Here is a 20,333-nt window from a genome sequence, read left to right as displayed (position 1 = left end):
GCTCCCTGCCCTCCAGCTACACAGTCGTGCGATCCCTAACGGTGTGCACGGTGGGCGGCGATCGCCTCGTACACCATGCCGACGAGCAGGTCGTCGGCGTCCCGGCGGCCGAACTCGGCGGCGGCGCGGGACATCTCGTACAGCCGGTGCGGGTCGGCGAGCACGGGCAGCACGTTCGCCCGGATCCAATCGGGCGTCAGTTCCGCGTCGTCGACCAGCAGTCCGCCGCCGGCCTTGACCACCGGCTGGGCGTTCAGCCGCTGTTCGCCGTTGCCGATGGGCAGCGGGACGTAGGCGGCCGGCAGTCCGACGGCGGAGAGTTCGGCGACGGTCATCGCGCCCGCGCGGCAGAGCATCATGTCGGCCGCGGCGTACGCGAGGTCCATCCGGTCCACGTAACTTACCGGGATGTACGGGGGCATTCCCGGCATCTGCTGTACGTGCGGCAGTTCGTTCTTCGGGCCGACCGCGTGCAGGATCTGGATGCCGGCCTGCTGGAGCCAGGGAGCGACCTGCTGGACCACCTCGTTGAGGCGGCGGGCGCCCTGCGAGCCGCCGGAGACCAGCAGCGTGGGCAGGTTGGGGTCGAGGCCGAACAGCTGCCGCGCCTCGGGGCGGGCCGCGGCCCGGTCCAGGGTGGCGATCGTGCGGCGCAGCGGGATGCCGATGTAGCGGGCGTCCCGCAGCTTGCTGTCGGGGGTGGAGACGGCGACCTTCGCGGCGTAGCGCGAGCCGATCTTGTTGGCGAGGCCGGGGCGGGCGTTGGCCTCGTGGATGATGATCGGCACGCCCAGGCGCTTGGCGGCGAGATAGCCAGGCAGGGCCACGTAACCGCCGAAGCCGACGACCGCGTCCGCCTTCGTGCGCTCCAGGATCTGCTCGGTCGCCTTGATCGTGCCGCGCAGCCGGCCCGGGACGGTGATCAGTTCAGGGGTGGGCTTGCGGGGCAGCGGGACGGCGGGGATCAGCGCCAGCTCGTAGCCCCGCTGCGGTACGAGCGTGGTCTCCAGGCCGCGCTCGGTGCCCAGGGCCGTGATCCCCACGGTCGGGTCCTGCCTGCGCAGGGCATCCGCGAGGGCGAGCGCCGGCTCGATGTGGCCGGCGGTCCCCCCACCGGCGAGTACGACATGCACCGAAATTCACCGCTCTCCGGACGAACGCGCCCCCGGGGCACGCCGTCGCATCGTGTTCCATCTCCGAGGCCCCCGGTCCCGCACGGTGCCTCCCGCCCGCTTTCTACCAAAGCGGGGTTGCCGCATGGAAAGCGCCGCCCGCGCAGCGGGATCGTCACGCGCGAACGCGATCAGCAGCCCGATGGCGAACATGGTCGGCAGCAGGGCGGATCCTCCGTAGGAGAACAGCGGGAGCGGGACTCCGGCGATCGGCAGCAGGCCGAGCACCGCACCGATGTTGATCACCGCCTGAGCGGTGATCCAGGTGGTCACGCCTCCGGCGGCATACCTGACGAAGGGGTCCTCCGTGCGTCCGGCCACGCGGATACCCGCATAGCCTAGAGCCGCGAAGAGGGCGAGCACCGACAGCGTCCCCGCCAGACCCAGTTCCTCACCGGTGACGGCGAAGATGAAGTCCGTGTGCGCTTCCGGGAGTTGACCCCATTTTTCCACACTCGCGCCGAGCCCCGATCCGAAGATTCCGCCGGAGGCCAGCGCGTAGATGCCGTGCACGGCCTGCCAGCAGTCCGCGACCCCGGTCTTCGGCTCGGTCGCGCCGATGCAGGAGAGCCGGGCCATGCGGTTGGGGCTGGTCTTGATGAGGATGAAGCCCAGGGTGAGGGCGATCGACAGCACCCCGACGAAGAGCCGGGTGGGCGCCCCGGCCAGCCACAGCAGGCCGAACAGGATCGCCGTCAGGATGATCGCCGTACCCATGTCGCCGCCGAGCATGATCAGGCCGAGCAGCAGGAAGGCGACCGGGACCAGCGGCACCAGCATGTGCTTCCACTGGATCAGCATGCCCTTGTCCTGCTTGCGGGCCATCAGGTCCGCGCCCCACAGCACCAGCGCCAGCTTGCCGAACTCGCTGGGCTGGATCTGGAAGGAGCCGCCGAGCGAGATCCAGTTCTGGTTGCCATTGACCGACATCCCTATCCCCGGCACCTGCACCAGCGCCATCATGAAGACGGCGCCCGCGAGGATCGGATAGGCCAGCGCCCGGTGCAGTTTGACCGGCATCCGGGAGGCCACCAGCAGCAGCACCCCGCCGATGCAGGCGGCGAGGAACTGCTTGCGGAAGAAGAACGACCCGGGCAACGAAAGCTGCAGCGCGGTGATCTGGGAGGCCGAGTAGACCATCACGAGACCGAGCACGGTGATCAGCATGCTGCCGCCGAGGATCAGGTAGTACGCCGTCAGCGGCCGGTCCCAGGCGCGTCTGGCGTTGTCGTACAGGCGCTGCACGGGGTTGTCGCGGGGCGGCCGGGAGGCGGTGGGCCGCCGGACCGCCCGCTGGACCGGAGGACGGCCCGTACGGCTACTGGACATCACCGGCTCCTCGCATCCGCCGACCGAACCCGAGCAACATCCGCGTCATCCCGTCGTCCCTCCAAGGGTCCCGCAGCACCCTATGAGGCCGAGACCCGCCGTCAGGCGCCCGCGCCGAGTTCGCGGACCGCCGCCGCGAACGCGTCACCGCGCTTGTTGTAGTTGGCGAACATGTCCATCGAGGCGCAGGCGGGGGCCAGCAGCACCGTGTCGCCGGGGCGGGCGAGCGCCTGGGCCTCCTGGACAGCCGCGAGCATCGCCCCAGTGTCGGTCCGGTCGAGGTCGACGACGGGTACTTCCGGCGCGTGTCGCGCCAGGGCTTCGCGGATCAGGGCGCGGTCCCGGCCGATCAGGACGGCGCCGCGCAGTCGCTTTGCCGACTTGGCGACGAGTTCGTCGAAGGTCGCGCCCTTGGCGAGCCCGCCCGCGATCCACACGATCGACTCGTACGCGGCCAACGAGGCCTCCGCCGCGTGCGTGTTGGTCGCCTTGGAGTCGTCGATGTACGCGACCGAGTCGACGTCGGCCACGTGGGCGATGCGGTGCGCGTCCGGCGTGAAGTTCCTGAGCCCGTCGCGTACGGCCGTCGCGGGCACCCCGAACGCGCGCGCGAGGGCCGCCGCGGCAAGGGCGTTGGCGATGTTGTGCGGGGCCGGCGGGTCGACGTCGGAGACCTCGGCGAGCTCCTGGGCGTTCTTCTGCCGGTTCTCGACGAAGGCGCGGTCGACCAGGATGCCGTCCACGACGCCGAGTTGGGACGGCCCCGGCGTGCCGAGGGTGAACCCGATCGCCCGGCACCCCTCCTCGACGTCCGCCTCGCGCACCAGTTCCTCGGTGGCCTTGTCGGCCAGGTTGTAGACGCAGGCGACGCGATTGCCCTCGTAGATACGGCCCTTGTCGGCGGCGTACGCCTCCATGGAGCCGTGCCAGTCGAGGTGGTCGGGGGCCAGGTTCAGCACCGCGGCCGAGTGGGCGCGCAGGGAGGGCGCCCAGTGGAGCTGATAGCTCGACAGCTCCACGGCGAGGACGTCGTAGGTCTCCTCGCCCAGCACCGCGTCCAGGAGCGAGACGCCGATGTTGCCGACGGCGGCCGTGCGCAGGCCCGCCGCCTTCAGGATGGACGCCAGCATCTGGACGGTGGTGGTCTTGCCGTTGGTGCCGGTGACGGCCAGCCAGGGGGCCGCGTCGGGGCCCCTGAGGCGCCAGGCCAGTTCGACGTCGCCCCAGATCTCGACGCCGGCCGCGCGGGCCGCCGTGAACAGCGGCTTGTCCGGCTGCCAGCCGGGCGCGGTGACGACGAGTTCGGTGCCCTCGGGCAGGGACGCGCCGTCGCCGAGGCGGACGGTGATGCCGAGCGCTTCCAGCTCCGCGGCCTGCTCACGCGCGCGTGCGTCGTCGCCGTCGTTGACGACGGTGACCTCCGCCCCGCGCGCGTGCAGCGCCTTGGCCGCCGGGAGGCCGGAGACGCCGAGTCCGGCGACGGTGACGCGCGTGCCCTGCCAGTCGGTCACTTTTCCGCTGCCCATCCCGCGTAGAAGAGGCCGAGGCCGACGATCACGCAGATGCCCTGGATGATCCAGAAACGGACCACCACCAGGACCTCGGACCAGCCCTTGAGTTCGAAGTGATGCTGGAGCGGTGCCATGCGGAAGACGCGCTTGCCGGTGAGCTTGAAGGAGCCGACCTGGATGACCACCGACATGGTGATCAGGACGAACAGACCGCCCAGGAGGGCGATCAGCAGCTCGGTGCGGGAGCAGATCGCCAGACCCGCGAGGACACCGCCGAGCGCGAGCGAACCGGTGTCGCCCATGAAGATCTTGGCCGGCGAGGTGTTCCACCACAGGAAGCCGAGACAGGCACCCATCAGCGCCGAGGCGATGACCGCGAGGTCCAGCGGATCCCGTACCTCGTAGCAGGCGTTCGGGTTGGTCAGCGTCGTCGCGTTGGCGCAGGACTCCTGGAACTGCCAGACGCCGATGAAGGTGTAGGCACCGAAGACCAGGACGGAGGCGCCGGTGGCGAGGCCGTCCAGACCGTCCGTCAGGTTCACGCCGTTGGACATCGCCAGGATCATGAACAGCGCCCAGACCACGAAGAGCACCGGGCCGATCGTCCAGCCGAAGTCCGTGATGAACGACAGCTTCGTGGAGGCCGGGGTGTTGCCTCGGACGTCCTGGAACTGCAGGGCGAGCACCGCGAAGCTGATGCCGACGATCAGCTGGCCGGCCATCTTCGCCTTGGCCCGCAGACCGAGCGACCGCCGCTTGACGATCTTGATGTAGTCGTCCAGGAAGCCGACCAGCCCCATGCCGACCATCAGACCGAGCACCAACAGGCCCGAATAGGTGGGCGTGTAGCCGGTGATCACCTTGGACAGGAAGTACGCGGCGACCGTCGCGAAGATGAAGGCGATACCGCCCATCGTCGGCGTACCGCGCTTGCTCGCGTGTTCGCGCGGGCCGTCGTCCCGGATGTACTGGCCGTAGCCCTTGCGGGCCAGCAGCTTGATCAGCAGCGGAGTGCCGACCAGGGTCAGGAAGAGGCCAATGACTCCTGCGAACAGGATCTGCTTCATCATCGGGCAGCGACCTCGCCCTCGGCACCGGTCTCGAGCAGCGCCTCAGCGACACTCTCCAGGCCGACCGAACGGGACGCCTTCACGAGCACGACGTCTCCCGGGCGCAATGCGCTGCGCAACAGATCGACCGCCGCCTGTGCGTCGGACACGTGCACCGACTCCTCACCCCACGAACCCTCGTTATATGCGCCCAGTTGGAGCCAGGACGCTTCCCTGCCCCCGACCGCGACGAGCTTGCTGACGTTGAGCCGGACGGCGAGCCGCCCGACCGCGTCGTGCTCGGCGAGCGCCTCGTCCCCGAGCTCGGCCATCTTGCCGAGCACCGCCCAGGTCCGCCGTCCCCTCCCCATGGCCGCGAGCGCGCGCAGTGCGGCTCGCATGGACTCGGGGTTGGCGTTGTAGGCGTCGTTGACGACGGTGACGCCGTCCGGGCGCTCGGTGACCTCCATACGCCAGCGGGAGAGGGAGCCCGCCTCGGAGAGCGCGGTGGCGATCTCAGCTGCGGACATGCCCAGCTCATGGGCGACGGCGGCCGCGGCGAGCGCGTTCGACACGTGGTGCTCACCGTACAGGCGCATGGTCACTTCGCTGCACCCGGAGGGTGTGCGAAGGCTGAAGGCGGGCTGTCCGCTGTCCGTGAGTCGCACGTTCTCGGCGCGTACGTCCGCTTCGTCGCCCTCCCCGAACAGCAGCACCTTCGCCTTCGTCCGGGACACCATGGCCCGTACGAGGGGATCGTCCGCGTTGAGGATCGCGGTGCCGTCCGCCGGCAGGGACTCCACCAACTCGCCCTTCGCCTGCGCGATCTGCTCGCGCCCGCCGAACTCGCCGATGTGGGCGGTGCCGACGTTCAGGACGAGGCCGATCCTCGGAGGCGTCAACTCCGTGAGGTAGCGGATGTGTCCGATGCCGCGGGCGCCCATCTCCAGCACGAGGAACTTCGTGTCCTCGGTGGCGGACAGGGCCGTCAGCGGCAGTCCGATCTCGTTGTTGAGCGAGCCGGGCGTGAACACGGTCGGCGCCTTGCGCGCCAGCACCTGGGCGATGAGGTCCTTGGTGCTGGTCTTGCCCGCGGAGCCGGTGAGGGCCACGAGGGTGGCGCCGAGCCGTCGCACGACGTGCCGTGCGAGGGCGCCGAGGGCCGTCTGGACGTCCTCGACGACGATCGCGGGCACTCCGACGGGGCGCTGCGCCAGCACGGCGACGGCGCCCGCGTGGACGGCCCCCTCCGCGTAGTCGTGGCCGTCGACGTGCTCCCCCACGAAGGCGGCGAACAGACTGCCGTCCGCCACCTTGCGGGAGTCGATGACGACGGGTCCGTGCACCTGCACCGACGGATCCGGTATGTCGTGAGTCCGCCCGCCGACGACTTCTGCGATCTCGGCGAGAGAGAGGGCGATCACAAGTTCATCCCTGGGTCTTCTGGATGGCTTCTCGAAGCACCTGGCGGTCGTCGAAGGGACGGACCACCCCGGCGATGTCCTGGCCCTGCTCGTGGCCCTTTCCGGCCACCAGCACCGTGTCGCCCGGTTCCGCGCGGGCGACGGCCGCGGCGATCGCGGCGGCCCGGTCCTCGAAGACCTGGACCTCACCGCGTTCGTGTACCGGCACGGACGCCGCGCCCCGGAGCATGGTTGCGAGGATCGCGAGGGGATCCTCGGAGCGGGGGTTGTCGGAGGTCAGTACGGCGGTGTCGGCGAGCCGGGCCACCGCGGCGCCCATCGGCTCGCGTTTGGTCTTGTCCCGGTCCCCGCCGCAGCCGAGCACGACGTGCAGCCTGCCCTCGGTGACCTTGCGCAGGGCGCGCAGGACCGATTCGACGGCGTCCGTCTTGTGGGCGTAGTCGACGACCGCGAGATAGGGCTGTCCGGCGTCCACGCGCTCCAGGCGCCCCGGCACGCCCGGCACCGCGGCGACGCCGTCGGCGGCGGACTGCGGGTCGAGCCCGGCGGCGGCCAACGAGACGATCGCGGCGAGGGTGTTGGCCACGTTGAAGGGCCCCGGCAGCGGCGCCTTGGCGTGGATCCGCTCGCCCTCGGGGCCGATCACGGTGAAGGTCGAGTCCAGCTGGCCGATCTCGACGTCCGCGGCGCGCCAGTCGGCGTCCGGGTGGCCCTCGGCGGAGTAGGTGACGACCGGGACCGTGGCCTCCTGGGCGAGCCGACGGCCGTACTCGTCGTCGAAGTTGACCACGCCGAGCCTGCTGCGCTCCGGCGTGAACAGCTGTGCCTTGGCCCGGAAGTAGTCCTCCATGTCGGAGTGGAACTCCATGTGTTCCGGGCTGAGGTTGGTGAAGACGCCGATGTCGAAGACACAGCCGTCGACCCGGCCGAGGACCAGCGCGTGGCTGGAGACCTCCATGGCGACCGCCTCGACCCCGCGCTCGCGCATCACCGCGAACAGGGCCTGCAGATCGGTGGCTTCGGGGGTGGTCCGCTCGGACTTGATGCGCTCGTCGCCGATGCGCGTCTCGACCGTGCCGATGAGGCCGGTGTTGTTCTTGGTCTGCAGACCGCCCTCGACGAGGTACGCGGTGGTGGTCTTGCCGGACGTGCCGGTGATGCCGATCTGGAGCAGGTCGCGGCCGGGGTGGCCGTAGATCGTGGCCGCCAGTTCGCCCATCCGCCCGCGCGGGTCGTCGACCACCAGGACCGGCAGGCCGGTCGCGGCGGCGCGCTCGGCGCCGGTCGGGTCGGTGAGCACGGCTACCGCGCCGAGGCCGACGGCCTGCGTCACGAAGTCGGCGCCGTGCGCGCGGGCGCCCGGGAGGGCGGCGTACAGGTCGCCGGGGCGGACGGCGCGCGAGTCATGGGTGATGCCCGTGACCTCCGCGGTGCTGTCCGGCGTGGCGACGCTCAGCTGATCGGCGAGCTCCGCGAGGGGTGTGGCGGAGACCCGGACCGGTCGTGGCGGCCCCGGATAGGTCACGGAAACGCCCTTCTGGGTGGTTTGGGACTGATCAGCGTGTGGCACGGCGGTGAGCGTACCGGGCGCACCCGCCCGGGAGCGAAGCGAGGGCGCGGGCGAAGCGTGGTCCCCGGGATCGGGGGTGATCATGGTCACGGAGCGTTCCTGGCTGGTAGCGCTGATCAGGGCATGGGGCGGTCGGTCAGGGCGTGAAACTGACGGGCAGGTTCGCGGCCTTGGCCCCAGTGGGCGGGACCTGAAGGGTCTTCAGCGCGAACTCCATCACCTCCTTGTAGATGGGTCCGCAGATCTGGCCGCCGAAGTAACTGCCCTTGGTGGCGTTCTGGATGGCGCAGTAGACGGTGATCCGGGGATTGTCGGCGGGCGCGAAGCCGGCGAACGACGAGGTGTAGCCGCTGTACCTGCCGGTGGCCGGATCCACACGGTTGGCCGTACCCGTCTTGCCCGCGACGCGGTAGCCGGGAATGCGCGCCTTGGTGCCGGTGCCCTCCTGGTCGTCCACGACCGACTCCAGCATCTTGGCGAGCGTCTTCGCCGTCTTCTCGCTGACCACCCGCGTCTCCTTGGGCTTCGCGGCGGGCGTGAAGCGTCCGTCGGGACCCTTCTCGCCGCGTACGAGCGTGGGTTCGACGCGGACACCGCCGTTGGCGATCGTCGAGTAGACGGAGGCCGCCTGCATCGCGTTGAGGGACACGCCCTGGCCGAAAGGAATCGTGTACTGCTGCGAGGTCGACCACTTGTCGGGCGGGGCGAGGATGCCCTTGGTCTCGCCGGGGAAGTCGAGCCCGGAGTAGCTGCCGAGGCCGAACTTGCGCAGGTAGGAGTAGAGGACCTGGTTGGCCTGCGGCTGGGTCTTGCCGAGCTGGCCGGTGGCCAGGATGGTGCCGATGTTGCTGGACTTGGCGAGCACGCCGTTGAGCGTCAGGTTCCAGGTGGCGTGGTCGATGTCGTCCTTGAAGAGGCGGTCGCCGCGGTGCAGCCGGTTGGGCACGACGACGTGCGTCAGCGGGGTGGCGACGTTCTCCTCCAGGACGGCGGCCATCGACATGACCTTGGCGGTGGAGCCGGGCTCGTAGGCGTCCTGGAGGGCCGCGTTGCCGAGCGCCGCGGGGTTCGCGTCGGACAGGTCGTTGGGGTCGAAGCCGGGTGAGTCGGCCATCGCGAGGACCTCGCCGGTGCGGGTGTCCTGCACTATCACGTAACCGCGGTCGGCCTTCGACTCCTTGACCTGCTTGGAGATGGCGTTCTGCGCGGCCCACTGGATGTCGCGGTCGATGGTGAGCTCGACGTCGCTGCCGGGCACGGCGGGCGTCTCCGTGGAGCCCACGGTGGGCACCAGACGGCCGCCGGACTGGGCGTAGCGGATCTTGCCGTCCTTGCCGGTGAGCACCTTGTTGAGCTGCTGCTCGACGCCACCGCCGCCCTTGCCCTCGTCGTTGACCCAGCCCAGTATCCCGGCGGCGAGGTCGCCGTTGGGGTACACGCGCTTGCTGCTGGGGTCGGCGAAGACGCCGGCGAGGACGTTGACGGTGGAGGAGTCGGTGTCCGCCTTCTCGTTGAGCGCGCTCTTCAGATCCTTGATCTGCGTCCAGACCTGCGGGGTCTGACGGCGCGCCAGCAGGACGTAACGGCTCTCCTTGTTGGCGGGCCGCAGCTTCTTGACGAGCGTGGCCTGGTCCTGGCCGAGGATCGGGGCGAGCAGCGCGGCCGCCTGCTCGGGTCCGTCGTCGATGCCGAGCATCTTGCGGTTGAACATCGTCGGGTCGGCCGTGAGGTCGTAGGCGTCCACGCTGGCGGCGAGGGCGACGCCGTTGCGGTCGGTGATCCCGCCGCGCTCGGCGGCCAGTACGTGGCCGACGTACCGGTTCTGGTCGGCCTTGGCGGCGTACGCGCTCGCGTCGACGGCCTGCACCTGGAGCAGTCGTACGACGAAGGCGATCAGCACCAGGGCCAGCGCCAGGCCGACCATGCGCAGCCGGGGACGGGGGCTGCCCAGGCGCAGTGCGTTGGGGGCCGCCGGGCGGGCCGGTGCCGGGCGCCGGGTCGGGCGGGCGCCGGGTCCCGGGCGCCGCTGGCCGGAGACGGGCCGGCCGGAGGAGGAGCGTGCGGGGCCGGGGACGCGGCGGCGCGGCGGTTCCCTGTCGGACACTTCCGTCACCTGCCGGGGGTCGTGGTCGGAGTCGGCGTCGAGGTCGGTACGGCCGACGTGGCCGAGGGCGTCGCCGAGGGGGTTGCCGCCGTGGCCGGGGAGGTGGTGGGCGCCGGTGAGTGCGTGATGGTCTCCGGCGGGCGCAGCACCAGCGGGATCTGTACGGCGGGCTCCCGGGCGGCGGCGGCCGAGGGGACGCCCTTGACGGTGCCGTCGCGGTTCAGGAAGGCGGGGTCGCCGCCGGGGACCATGCCCAGCTCGCGTGCGCGGCGCTGGAGGGCGTCGGGGGCGGAGTAGGAGTCGATGTCCCGCTGGAGGGCCTGTTCCTCGTCCGTGAGGTTCTTGGTGTCCCTCTGGAGGTCGTCCAGCTTGAACGAGCCTTCGCTGAGCGCCGAGTTCAGCACCAGGAGCCCGATCAGACCGCCGCCCAGGAGGAGGACGACGAGGAGGACGAAGGGCGTGCGGGCCGCCGCCTGGCCGCGGCCCGTGTTGCCCGGGAAGAGCCGCGCCAGCCGCGCGGCCCGCCCCCTCAGTTCGGGTTTCCTGCTCACTCGATGGCCTCCCTGATGCGCTCGGCGCCGCGCAGGCGGGCCGGCGCTGCCCGCCGGTTGTCGGCGACCTCTTCCTCGGTGGGAAGTTCGGCACCACGCGTGAGCAGCTTGAGCCTGGGCTGGTACTGCTCCGGGACGACCGGCAGTCCGGGCGGCGCGGTGGTGGCGGCGCCGGCCGCGAACACCTGCTTGACCAGGCGGTCCTCCAGCGAGTGGTACGACAGGACGGCGATCCGTCCGCCCACGGCGAGCGCGCCGACGGCGGCCGGGATCGCCCGTTCCAGCACGGACAGCTCGCCGTTGACCTCGATGCGCAGCGCCTGGAAGGTGCGCTTGGCCGGGTTGCCGCCGGTGCGCTTGGCGGCCTGCGGCAGCGCGTCGCGGATCAGCTCGACCAGCCGCGCGCTGTTGCTGAACGGCTCCTTGTCGCGCTCGCGCACCACGGCGGACACGATCCGCTTGGCCTGCTTCTCCTCACCGTAGGCCCGCAGGATGCGGACGAGTTCGCCCGGCGGGTAGGTGTTGAGGACCTCGGCGGCGCTGACGCCGGTCGTCTGGTCCATGCGCATGTCGAGCGGGGCGTCCTGGGCGTAGGCGAAGCCGCGGTCGGCCTCGTCGAGCTGCATGGAGGAGACACCGAGGTCGAACAGGACGCCCTGCACGCGCGCGATGCCGAGCCGGTCGAGCACCTCGGGCAGCTCGTCGTAGACGGCGTGCACGAGGGTGGCGCGGTCGCCGAAGGGGGCGAGCCGCTCGCCGGACAGGCGCAGCGCCTCCTTGTCGCGGTCCAGGGCGACCAGACGGGCCTCGGGGAACTGCTCCAGCAGGGCCTCGCTGTGGCCGCCGAGACCCAGGGTGCAGTCGACGACCACCGCTCCGGGCGCCTCCAGGGCGGGCGCCAGAAGGTCCAGGCACCGCTGGAGCATCACCGGAACATGTCGACTCTGGCTCAAGGGGCCCTCTCAGGTCCGGCGCGGCCGGCCCGCACCGCCGGGTCCCCGCCCGCGGGGAGAATTCCGGCGCTGCCGCCGGGGTCTCCTGGGGATTTCAGTCAGCAGGGAGCGCCTCGGCTCCCGCTTCGCGTCACTTTAGTCCACGGCCTCCCGCGGTCAATCAACCGGCCTGCGCGTCGCGGCCGGGCTGTCGGACGAAGCCGCGAACCGGTATAAACCACCCGGACGGACTCCGCTCCGTCACCTGTGTGGCTTACCTCACACAGTGCACGTGATGACGCTCTTTTTCCCTCCTCACCACAGGACCGGAACGACTGTGACCAGTACCGTCGTAGATATGACGACTTCCGCATCCGCTGCCACCGCAACCGAAGGCGCCATATCCGACGGCGGCACCGTGACCGACCGCCTCGTCGAGGCGAACGAACGGTACGCCGCCGCCTTCACCGACCCCGGTATGGACGCCCGCCCCGTCCTGCACGTCGCCGTCGTGGCCTGCATGGACGCCCGCCTGGACCTGCACGCCGCGCTCGGCCTGGAGCTCGGCGACTGCCACACCATCCGCAACGCGGGCGGTGTGGTCACCGACGACGTGATCCGCTCGCTCACCATCAGCCAGCGCAAGCTCGGCACCCGCAGCATCGTCCTGATCCACCACACCGGCTGCGGCCTGGAGGCCCTCACCGAGGACTTCCGCACCGAGCTGGAACTGGAGGTCGGTCAGCGCCCCGCCTGGGCCGTGGAGTCCTTCCGGGACGTCGACCAGGACGTACGCCAGTCCATGCAGCGCGTGCGCACCTCGCCGTTCCTGCTGCACGCCGACGACGTGCGCGGTTTCGTGTTCGACGTGAAGACCGGCCTGCTGCGCGAGGTCGACCCGGCGTAAATCCCAGGCATGCTGGATGCCAAGCACGGTAAAACCCGACATATCGCGGCCAGTTGTCCACAGTCGAGTGACACGAAACGGTAACGGCAGCAAGAATGCGGGTGTGACGCCGCAGGGAACTTTTCCCGGGCGGTGTCCGTGTTCGGGGTGGGCCGGTCCGCAGCACAGCGCGACGGCCCGTGGAAAGAACGGGCCGAGGAGGGCCGGGTGACGACCTATGACGATCGAGCGAGCCTCACTGATCTGACCGCCACTGTGGAGCGCGTCCGCAGTTCGGTGGAAGGAGTGATCGAGGGCAAGCCCGAGGTCGTACGGCTTTCGCTGACCGTGCTGCTCGCCGAGGGACATCTTCTGATCGAGGATGTCCCCGGCGTGGGCAAGACGATGCTGGCCAAAACGCTGGCACGGTCCATCGACTGTTCGGTACGGCGAATCCAGTTCACCCCTGACCTGCTCCCCTCGGACATCACAGGGGTGTCCATCTGGGATCAGCAGCGCCGGGACTTCGAGTTCAAACCGGGCGCGATCTTCGCGCAGATCGTGATCGGCGACGAGATCAACCGGGCCTCGCCGAAGACGCAGTCCGCGCTCCTGGAGTCCATGGAGGAGCGCCAGGTCACCATCGACGGGACGACCTACGAGCTGCCCAGCCCCTTCATGGTGGTGGCCACCCAGAACCCGGTCGAGATGGAGGGCACCTACCCGCTGCCCGAGGCGCAGCGCGACCGCTTCATGGCCCGGGTCTCGGTGGGCTACCCCAGCGTGGAGGCCGAGCTGCAGATGCTCGACGTGCACGGTGGCGTGTCCCCGCTGGAGGACCTCCAGCCGGTGGCGCACGCGCACGACATCGTGAAGCTGATCGAGGCCGTCCGGGGTGTCCACGTGGCCGACACGGTCCGCAGGTACGCGGTGGACCTGGTCTCGGCCACGCGCACGCACCCCGACCTCAGACTCGGCGCCTCACCGCGCGCGACGCTGCATCTGTTGCGCGCGGCGAAGGCGTCCGCCGCCCTCAGCGGCCGTGAGTACGCCCTGCCGGACGACATCCAGGCGCTCGCCGTCGCCGTCCTGGCCCACCGGCTGCTGCCGACCGCCCAGGCCCAGCTCAACCGCCGCACGGCGGAGCAGGTGGTCCAGGAGATCCTCCAGCGCACCCCGGTGCCCGCGACGCCCCAGCAGCAGGGCGGCTACGGCATCGGCCACGGCTCGCCCGGATACGGCCAGCAGCCGCCACGGAGGCTGTGATGTCCACCGGGAGCACCGGGCATCCGGACGCCGAGCGCGACGAGAAGGGCGGCGTCCGTACGGCCCTCGCGGGTCTGACCACCCGCGGCCGCTCCTTCCTCGCGGCCGGTATCGCGGCCGCGATCTGCGCCTACGTCCTGGGCCAGAGCGACCTGCTGCGGGTGGGCCTGCTGCTCGCCGCGCTGCCCCTGGTCTGCGCGCTGTTCCTGTACCGCACCCGCTACCGGGTGGCCGGCAGCCGCCGGCTCTCCCCCGCGCGCGTGCCCGCCGGCAGCGAGGCCCGCGTCCATCTGCGGATGGACAACGTCTCCCGGCTGCCCACGGGCCTGCTGATGCTCCAGGACCGGGTGCCCTACGTCCTCGGCCCGCGCCCTCGTTTCGTGCTCGACCGGGTGGAGCCGGGCGGCCGCCGCGAGGTGTCCTACCGGGTCCGCTCCGACCTGCGCGGCCGCTATCCGCTGGGCCCCCTCCAACTGCGCCTGACCGACCCGTTCGGGATGTGCGAGCTGACCCGCTCCTTCTCGACGTACGACACCCTGACGGTGATCCCGCGCGTGGAGGCGCTGCCGCCGGTGCGGCTGACCGGCGAGTCCAAGGGGTACGGCGAGGGGCGCCAGCGCTCGCTCGCCCTGGCCGGCGAGGACGACGTGATCCCGCGCGGGTACCGCTACGGCGACGACCTGCGCCGCGTCCACTGGCGGCTGACGGCTCGGTACGGCGAGCTGATGGTGCGCCGCGAGGAGCAGCCCCAGCGCTCCCGGTGCACGGTACTGCTGGACACCCGGGGCCTCGCCTTCGAGGGCGCGGGCCCGGACTCGGCCTTCGAGTGGGCCGTCTCGGCCACCGCGTCGGTGCTGGTGCACATGCTCGAACGGGGCTTTTCCGTACGGCTGTTGACGGACACCGGCAATTCGGTGCCCGGCGAGGGCGCCGACGGGTTCGCGGGCGCCAGTCAGGAGACGGCCGACGCGGCCGGCCTGATGATGGACACGCTCGCGGTGATCGACCACTCGGACGGCACGGGCCTGTCCCGCGCCTACGACGTGCTGCGCGGCGGCAACGAGGGGCTGCTGGTGGCGTTCTTCGGCGACCTCGACGAGGAACAGGCCGCGGTGGCCGCCAAGATGCGCCAGCGCAGCGGCGGTGCGGTCGCCTTCGTCCTGGACAGCGACTCCTGGGTGCGGGAACCGACCGATGTGCCCGGGGCGTTGGACAGGAGCGAGGACCGGCTGCGGATGCTGCGGGAGGCGGGCTGGACGGCCGTGCTGGTGCCGCGGGCGGCCTCGCTGACCGAGCTGTGGCGCCAGGCGGACCGTGAGCGCACGGGCCTGACCGCCGCCGGCGGGACGATCGGTGAGGGGACGGGATCATGAGCGGACGGGCACGACTGGCGGTGTTCGCCTGGGCGGCCACGCTGCTGGCGTCCTGCGCCCTGCTGCCGCTGGTCGAGCCGGCCACCTGGATCCTCCAGGTGGCGTTCCTGCTGGCCGTGCAGACCGGCGTGGGCGCGGCGACCCGGCGGGTGCCGCTGGCCCGGCCGCTGACCGTGGCCGCGCAGGCCCTGGTCACGCTGATGATGCTGACCCTGATCTTCGCCCGGCAGCAGGCCCTCCTCGGGATTGTGCCCGGTCCGCAGGCCTTCCAGCACTTCGCCGACCTGCTGCGGCAGGGCGGTGACGACATCTCCCGGTACGCGATCCCGGCCCCGCTCGAGTCCGACGGCATCCGGCTGATGATCCTCGGCGGTGTCCTGGTGATCGGGCTCGCGGTGGACACCCTCGCGGTGACCTTCCGCAGCGCGGCCCCGGCCGGCCTGCCGCTGCTCGCGCTGTACTCGGTGGCCGCCGGCTTGTCCGAGGGCGGCGCCGACTGGCTGTGGTTCCTGGTCGCGGCGGCCGGCTATCTGATGCTGCTGCTGGCCGAGGGCAGAGACCGGCTCTCCCAGTGGGGTCGGGTCTTCGGCGCGGCGGCACGCACCCCGGGCGGCGAGCCCGGCGCGGTGGCGCCGGTCCGCGCGGGACGGCGCATCGGCGTGGTCGCACTCGGCCTCGCCCTGGTGGTGCCCATCGCCCTGCCGTCGATGGACGGCGGTCTGCTGGACGGCGCGGGCACGGGGGTCGGCGCGGGCAACGGCAGCGGGGGCACGATCTCCGCGGTGAACCCCCTCGTCTCGCTGCGCGACAGTCTGAACGTGGACGAGGACCGCCAGGTCCTGACCCTGAAGACCAACAGCGACGACCTCTCGGACATGTACCTGCGGATCGTCTCGCTGGACGACTTCGACGGCAGCACCTGGAAGCCGGCCAAGCGTCACATCACCTCCGTACCCGACCAGTTGCCCACCCCGACCGGCCTCAGCGGCAACGTCAAGCGGGCGGAGATCGAGACCCGCGTCTCGGCCGCCGGCTGGTACGCGCAGGACTGGCTGCCGATGCCCTACCCGCCCAGCGGCGTGGACATCACGGGCAACTGGCGCTACGAGCCGATGGGCATGACGCTCGTCGGCGACCACGGCCAAACCACGCGCGGAGAGACGTACACGGTCAAGAGCCTGGACGTGCAGCCGACGGCCGAGCAGCTCGCCGACGCGCCGGAGCCGCCCGCCGCCCTGAAGCGCCAGTACACCCAGGTGCCGGACTCGGTGCCCGCGGTGGTCGCGAGGACGGCCCGTCAGGTCACCGAGGGGGCGACGAACCACTACGAGCAGGCGGTCAAGCTCCAGGACTACTTCACCCTCGACGGCGGCTTCGAGTACGACACCCAGGTGGACGTCGGCACCGGACCGAACGCGATAGCCAAGTTCCTGAAGGACAAGCAGGGCTTCTGCGTCCACTTCTCCTTCGCGATGGCGGCGATGGCCCGCAGCCTGGGCATCCCGGCCCGGGTCGCGGTGGGCTTCGCCCCCGGAACGCCGCAGGCGGACGGTTCGGTGACGGTGGGTCTGAAGGACGCGCACGCCTGGCCCGAGCTGTACTTCGAGGGCGTGGGCTGGACCCGCTTCGAGCCGACCCCGAACCGCGGTACGACCCCCTCGTACACCCAGACGGAGGCGCCCGGCAGCTCGCTCCCCGATGTGGCACGGCCCTCGACGTCCGCGGGCGCGTCCACCTCGGCGGCGCCCTCGGCGAGCACGAGCTGCGACGCCCAGGACAAGAAGCTGGAGGCCTGCGCGGGCGCGCTCCCGCTGGACACGTCGACGCCGGGCGACGCCGGCCCGCCCTGGTACGAGATCGTGGGCTGGACGCTGCTCGGCCTGTTGGCGGTCGTGGCACCGCTGCTGCCCATGCTGTGGCGGCTGAGAAGGCGCCAGGTGCGGCTGGCCTCGGCCCAGCACGCCTCGTCCGGCCCGGGGCTGCCCCAGGGCCGGCGCAAGGCGGGAGCCGGGGGCACGGCCACCGCCGACGGTGTCGCCGTGGCGGTCCTGCCGGGCGAGATGGTGCCCGAGTACTCCGCCGAAGCGGCCGCCGGGCATGTCCTGGCCGTCTGGCGCGAGCTCACGGACACCGCCTGGGACTACGGCATCGAGCCGGACGACGCGCTGACCCCGCGCAAGGCGGCCGCGCGGATCGTGCGGCTGGGGCAGTTGGAGCCGGAGCCGGCCGAGTCGGTGCACCGGGTGGCGCACGCCGTGGAGCAGGTGCTGTTCGCACCGCAGCCGCGGGCCGTGCCGGGCCTGGCCGACGATGTGCGCAAGCTGCGGGTGGCCCTGCGGTCCCGGGCGAGCCGGCGCACCCGGCTGCGTGCGGTCGTGGCGCCCCGTTCGGCCGTCCGGGCGCTCTGGGACGCCTCGGACCGCTGGACGGCGCTCAAGGCCCGCTGGGCCGAACGGTGGGCGACCGCGCTGCGGCGCCCGTCCGGACAACAGCAGGGCGGCTGAGCCGTCCGTGTGAGCGAGACGGCCCGAGAGGCCCGAGACGGCCCCGGCTTCACGGAGGATCCCCTCCGGAGGCCGGGGCCGTCTGCTGCTGTCGGCAGCCCTGTGCCACGGGCAGCGTCACAGGTGTCGGCAGCGGTCTGCCGGTACCCGCCGCATGCCGCCGACCGTGCCGTGCGCCCTCCAGCTGCGTCCGGCGTCAGGGCGTGCGTGAGGGGGTGACCACCCGTCCGGTGGTCACCCCCTCAACCGCGTAGTGAAGAGCGGCTCGTAGAGCTATTGGCCCTGCTGTTCGTCGCGGCGCCGTTGCCAGCGCTGCTCGATCCTGTCCATCATCGAGCGCTTCTGCCGTCCCTGACGGCGCGCCTGCGGGGCACCGGCGGGCTGCTCACCTGGCTTGGGGGCCTTGCGCCAGCCGGTCACGGCGAGTACCGCACAGCCCAGCATGACGAGGAATCCCACCACGCTGAGCCAGACCTGCTTGGCGACCATTCCAGCCATGAGGAGCGCGATACCCACGAGGAAGCCCGCGACCGCCTGGTAGACCCGTCGCCGGGTGTACGTGCGCAGCCCGCTTCCCTCAAGCGCTGTCGCGAACTTGGGATCTTCGGCGTACAGCGCTCGCTCCATCTGCTCGAGCATTCGCTGCTCGTGCTCCGAGAGCGGCACGGAGTCCTCCTCATCGTGCAGTCGCCGGGGCGACTCGGGGGGTCCCTTCAGGATAGGCAGGGAATCGCCCCCGTGAAACCCGCCCCTCTGCGCCAATTGGCCAACCGGAATCCGCCATGAGCGTCCCGGTCCGCTGAATCTTCCATTCCCCAGCGGCCGACCCGTCATGCCGGGTGGTCTCCCTCGATCATACGGCGACGAGCGCCCGATCGGGGGGCCTGTGGCGTACTCCATGTGCAGTCAAGTACCTGATCAGCGGCGCGGCACAGGAGGCCGCTCAGACCTCGTCGGCCCCTCGCGTCTCACCGAGCACGTGAAGCTGGGTGGCGACCGAGTGGAAGGCGGGGAGCTCGGCCGCCGCCTCCTCCAGCTTGAGCAGCGCCTCCAGGGCGCCGGGCTCGGTGTCCACGAGCACGCCGGGGACCAGATCGGCGAAGACCCGGACGCCGTGCACGGCACCGACCGTGAGGCCCGCGCCCTCGACCAGCGCGGTGAGCTGCTCGGCCGTGAAGCGGTGCGGAACGGGGTCACCCGTGCCCCAGCGGCCGTTCGGGTCGGTGAGGGCCTGTCGGGCCTCGTTGAAGTGGCCGGCGAGGGCGCGCGCGAGCACGGCTCCGCCGAGTCCGGCGGCGAGCAGGCTGAGGACGCCCTCGGAGCGCAGGGCGGCCACCACGTTGCGGACGCCCTCCGCCGGGTCGTCCACGTACTCCAGGACGCCGTGGCACAGCACCGCGTCGTAGCCGCCGCGCTCGACCACGTCGAAGAGCCCGTGGGCGTCGCCCTGGACGCCCTGGACGCGGTCGGCGACTCCGGCCTCGGCGGCGCGGCGCTCCAGCGCGAACAGGGCGTTGGGGCTCGGGTCGACGACGGTGACGCGGTGACCGAGGCGGGCGACGGGCACCGCGAAGTTGCCGCTGCCGCCGCCGGTGTCGAGGACGTCCAGCGCCTCCCGGCCGGTGGCCTTGACCTGCCGGTCGAGGGCGTCCTGGAGGACCTCCCACACCACGGCGGTACGGAGGGAGGCGCGCGGACGGGAGGGCTCGGAGCGCGGCGGCGTCGTTTGCGGGCGGTCGTGGGAGACGGGCGGGCGCATCGGGTCCGACACGGCAGTTGACTCCTCGGCGCGGCACCGCCTCTTGCGCGGCGGAGCGAACGGAACGCCTCCCCTGCCGGGGCATGCGGGAGGCTTCAGGCGCCCTCCACCCTATTGCCTCCCATGCCTGCCCCGGTCACCCGACGGCGTCCCCGGACGACCCGTCTCACGAGCCGGACCTGGGGGCATCGGAGCCCGGCCTCATCCCGCGTCCGGGTAGTCGCGTTCCCTGTTCACGTCCGAAGTCGCCTCCTGGTGATCGGTGTCCTGGCGTGGCTGTGGGAGGACCGGCTGGAGGACGAGCATGCGCTCGACCAGACGGAGGAACATCGCCACGTCGCGTATCAGGTCGTCGGCGTCGCGGCGGCTGGCCGCGCCCTGGATGCCGGCCTCGGCGCGGGCGCGGCGCGTGGCGCCGGAGGCGAACAGGGCGCTCCACTCGGAGAGTTCGGGCACGATCTCGGGGAGCACTTCCCAGGCGCTCCGTATGCGGGCCCGCCGTCGGGAGGTCGGCTCGGGGCGCCCGCGGGCGGCGAGCACCGCGGCGGCGGTGCGCAGGGCGGCGAGATGGGCCGTGGCGTAACGCTCGTTGGACGTTTCCAGGGCGGCGGCCTCGTCGAGTCCGGCGCGGGCCTGGGCGAGCAGGTCGAGGGCGGCAGGTGGGGCCGTGGTCCGGCGCAGTACGGGGTGCACATCGCTCGCCGGTCCGGTCAGTGAGGGGGCAGGGCCGGTGGCGCGGCGCCGACGGGCGGCGGCTGCGTGGTAGCTGGCCATGACGAACCTCCTGTCGTCTGCGTGACGGCTGTGTGGCCGTATGTGTCCATCGTGCGGTATGCCACTGACAATCCGATCTGACCTGCGCTTTTGCTTCGATCTAAGGTTCGGGATAGTTTTTGCACTGAC

16 protein-coding genes are annotated in these 20,333 nt (G+C 71.5%); 4 read left to right on the top strand and 12 right to left on the bottom strand.

Annotated elements, in window-relative coordinates:
• Window positions 1–35: 35 nt before the first annotated feature.
• From murG to rsmH, 9 genes are all read right to left on the bottom strand, one after another.
• Window positions 36–1,133 (bottom strand): undecaprenyldiphospho-muramoylpentapeptide beta-N-acetylglucosaminyltransferase, encoded by a 1,098-nt coding sequence (gene murG, locus ACWD5F_RS25655; RefSeq protein ID WP_124004270.1) that lies wholly within the window; start codon window positions 1,131–1,133, stop codon window positions 36–38.
• Between the two features lie 6 nt (window positions 1,134–1,139).
• A complete protein-coding gene (ftsW, locus tag ACWD5F_RS25650) occupies window positions 1,140–2,501 on the bottom strand; it encodes a putative lipid II flippase FtsW (RefSeq protein ID WP_451257685.1) in 1,362 nt (453 codons plus the stop codon).
• A 101-nt stretch (window positions 2,502–2,602) separates the two neighbouring features.
• Window positions 2,603–4,027 carry a UDP-N-acetylmuramoyl-L-alanine--D-glutamate ligase gene (gene murD, locus ACWD5F_RS25645; protein WP_451257684.1) on the bottom strand — a complete coding sequence of 475 codons (1,425 nt, stop codon included), beginning with the start codon at window positions 4,025–4,027 and terminating at the stop codon, window positions 2,603–2,605.
• Window positions 4,009–5,082 carry a phospho-N-acetylmuramoyl-pentapeptide-transferase gene (mraY, locus tag ACWD5F_RS25640; RefSeq protein ID WP_451257682.1) on the bottom strand — a complete coding sequence of 358 codons (1,074 nt, stop codon included), beginning with the start codon at window positions 5,080–5,082 and terminating at the stop codon, window positions 4,009–4,011. The genes murD and mraY overlap by 19 nt, the downstream gene beginning before the upstream one ends.
• Window positions 5,079–6,485, bottom strand: coding sequence for a UDP-N-acetylmuramoyl-tripeptide--D-alanyl-D-alanine ligase (locus ACWD5F_RS25635; RefSeq protein WP_451257680.1), 1,407 nt, complete (start codon window positions 6,483–6,485; stop codon window positions 5,079–5,081). Before ACWD5F_RS25635 ends, mraY begins: the two co-directional genes overlap by 4 nt.
• 4 nt (window positions 6,486–6,489) lie before the next feature.
• On the bottom strand, window positions 6,490–8,010 hold the full coding sequence (locus tag ACWD5F_RS25630) for a UDP-N-acetylmuramoyl-L-alanyl-D-glutamate--2,6-diaminopimelate ligase (protein WP_451257678.1): 1,521 nt from the start codon (window positions 8,008–8,010) through the stop codon (window positions 6,490–6,492).
• Between the two features lie 181 nt (window positions 8,011–8,191).
• Window positions 8,192–10,159, bottom strand: a complete 1,968-nt coding sequence (locus tag ACWD5F_RS25625; RefSeq protein WP_401727372.1) for a peptidoglycan D,D-transpeptidase FtsI family protein — start codon at window positions 10,157–10,159, stop codon at window positions 8,192–8,194.
• Window positions 10,160–10,164: 5 nt separating this feature from the next.
• On the bottom strand, window positions 10,165–10,710 hold the full coding sequence (locus ACWD5F_RS25620; RefSeq protein WP_451257676.1) for a septum formation initiator family protein: 546 nt from the start codon (window positions 10,708–10,710) through the stop codon (window positions 10,165–10,167).
• The gene (gene rsmH, locus ACWD5F_RS25615) at window positions 10,707–11,663 is read right to left on the bottom strand and encodes a 16S rRNA (cytosine(1402)-N(4))-methyltransferase RsmH (RefSeq protein WP_451257674.1); all 957 of its coding nucleotides are present in this window, start codon (window positions 11,661–11,663) and stop codon (window positions 10,707–10,709) included. The genes ACWD5F_RS25620 and rsmH overlap by 4 nt, the downstream gene beginning before the upstream one ends.
• 337 nt (window positions 11,664–12,000) lie before the next feature.
• On the opposite strand from rsmH, the gene ACWD5F_RS25610 reads away from it, so the two are divergent.
• The 4 genes from ACWD5F_RS25610 (at window position 12,001) to ACWD5F_RS25595 (ending at window position 17,671) form a co-directional block, all read left to right on the top strand.
• Window positions 12,001–12,549, top strand: coding sequence for a beta-class carbonic anhydrase (locus tag ACWD5F_RS25610; protein WP_401727375.1), 549 nt, complete (start codon window positions 12,001–12,003; stop codon window positions 12,547–12,549).
• Between the two features lie 207 nt (window positions 12,550–12,756).
• The gene (locus ACWD5F_RS25605; RefSeq protein ID WP_451257672.1) at window positions 12,757–13,794 is read left to right on the top strand and encodes an AAA family ATPase; all 1,038 of its coding nucleotides are present in this window, start codon (window positions 12,757–12,759) and stop codon (window positions 13,792–13,794) included.
• On the top strand, window positions 13,794–15,167 hold the full coding sequence (locus ACWD5F_RS25600; RefSeq protein WP_451257670.1) for a DUF58 domain-containing protein: 1,374 nt from the start codon (window positions 13,794–13,796) through the stop codon (window positions 15,165–15,167). The genes ACWD5F_RS25605 and ACWD5F_RS25600 overlap by 1 nt, the downstream gene beginning before the upstream one ends.
• Window positions 15,164–17,671 (top strand): transglutaminase TgpA family protein, encoded by a 2,508-nt coding sequence (locus ACWD5F_RS25595; RefSeq protein WP_451257668.1) that lies wholly within the window; start codon window positions 15,164–15,166, stop codon window positions 17,669–17,671. The genes ACWD5F_RS25600 and ACWD5F_RS25595 overlap by 4 nt, the downstream gene beginning before the upstream one ends.
• A 273-nt stretch (window positions 17,672–17,944) precedes the next feature.
• Here ACWD5F_RS25595 and ACWD5F_RS25590 read toward each other — a convergent pair whose 3' ends face one another.
• The 3 genes from ACWD5F_RS25590 to ACWD5F_RS25580 form a co-directional block, all read right to left on the bottom strand.
• The gene (locus ACWD5F_RS25590) at window positions 17,945–18,337 is read right to left on the bottom strand and encodes a DUF3040 domain-containing protein (RefSeq protein ID WP_401727379.1); all 393 of its coding nucleotides are present in this window, start codon (window positions 18,335–18,337) and stop codon (window positions 17,945–17,947) included.
• A gap of 277 nt (window positions 18,338–18,614) precedes the next feature.
• Window positions 18,615–19,442, bottom strand: a complete 828-nt coding sequence (locus ACWD5F_RS25585; RefSeq protein ID WP_451257666.1) for a methyltransferase — start codon at window positions 19,440–19,442, stop codon at window positions 18,615–18,617.
• A 189-nt stretch (window positions 19,443–19,631) separates the two neighbouring features.
• On the bottom strand, window positions 19,632–20,204 hold the full coding sequence (locus ACWD5F_RS25580; RefSeq protein ID WP_451257664.1) for an SAV_6107 family HEPN domain-containing protein: 573 nt from the start codon (window positions 20,202–20,204) through the stop codon (window positions 19,632–19,634).
• Window positions 20,205–20,333 lie beyond the last annotated feature (129 nt).

Source organism: Streptomyces sp. NPDC002499, assembly GCF_053595415.1.
This window is presented reverse-complemented; position numbering and strand designations above follow the sequence as displayed.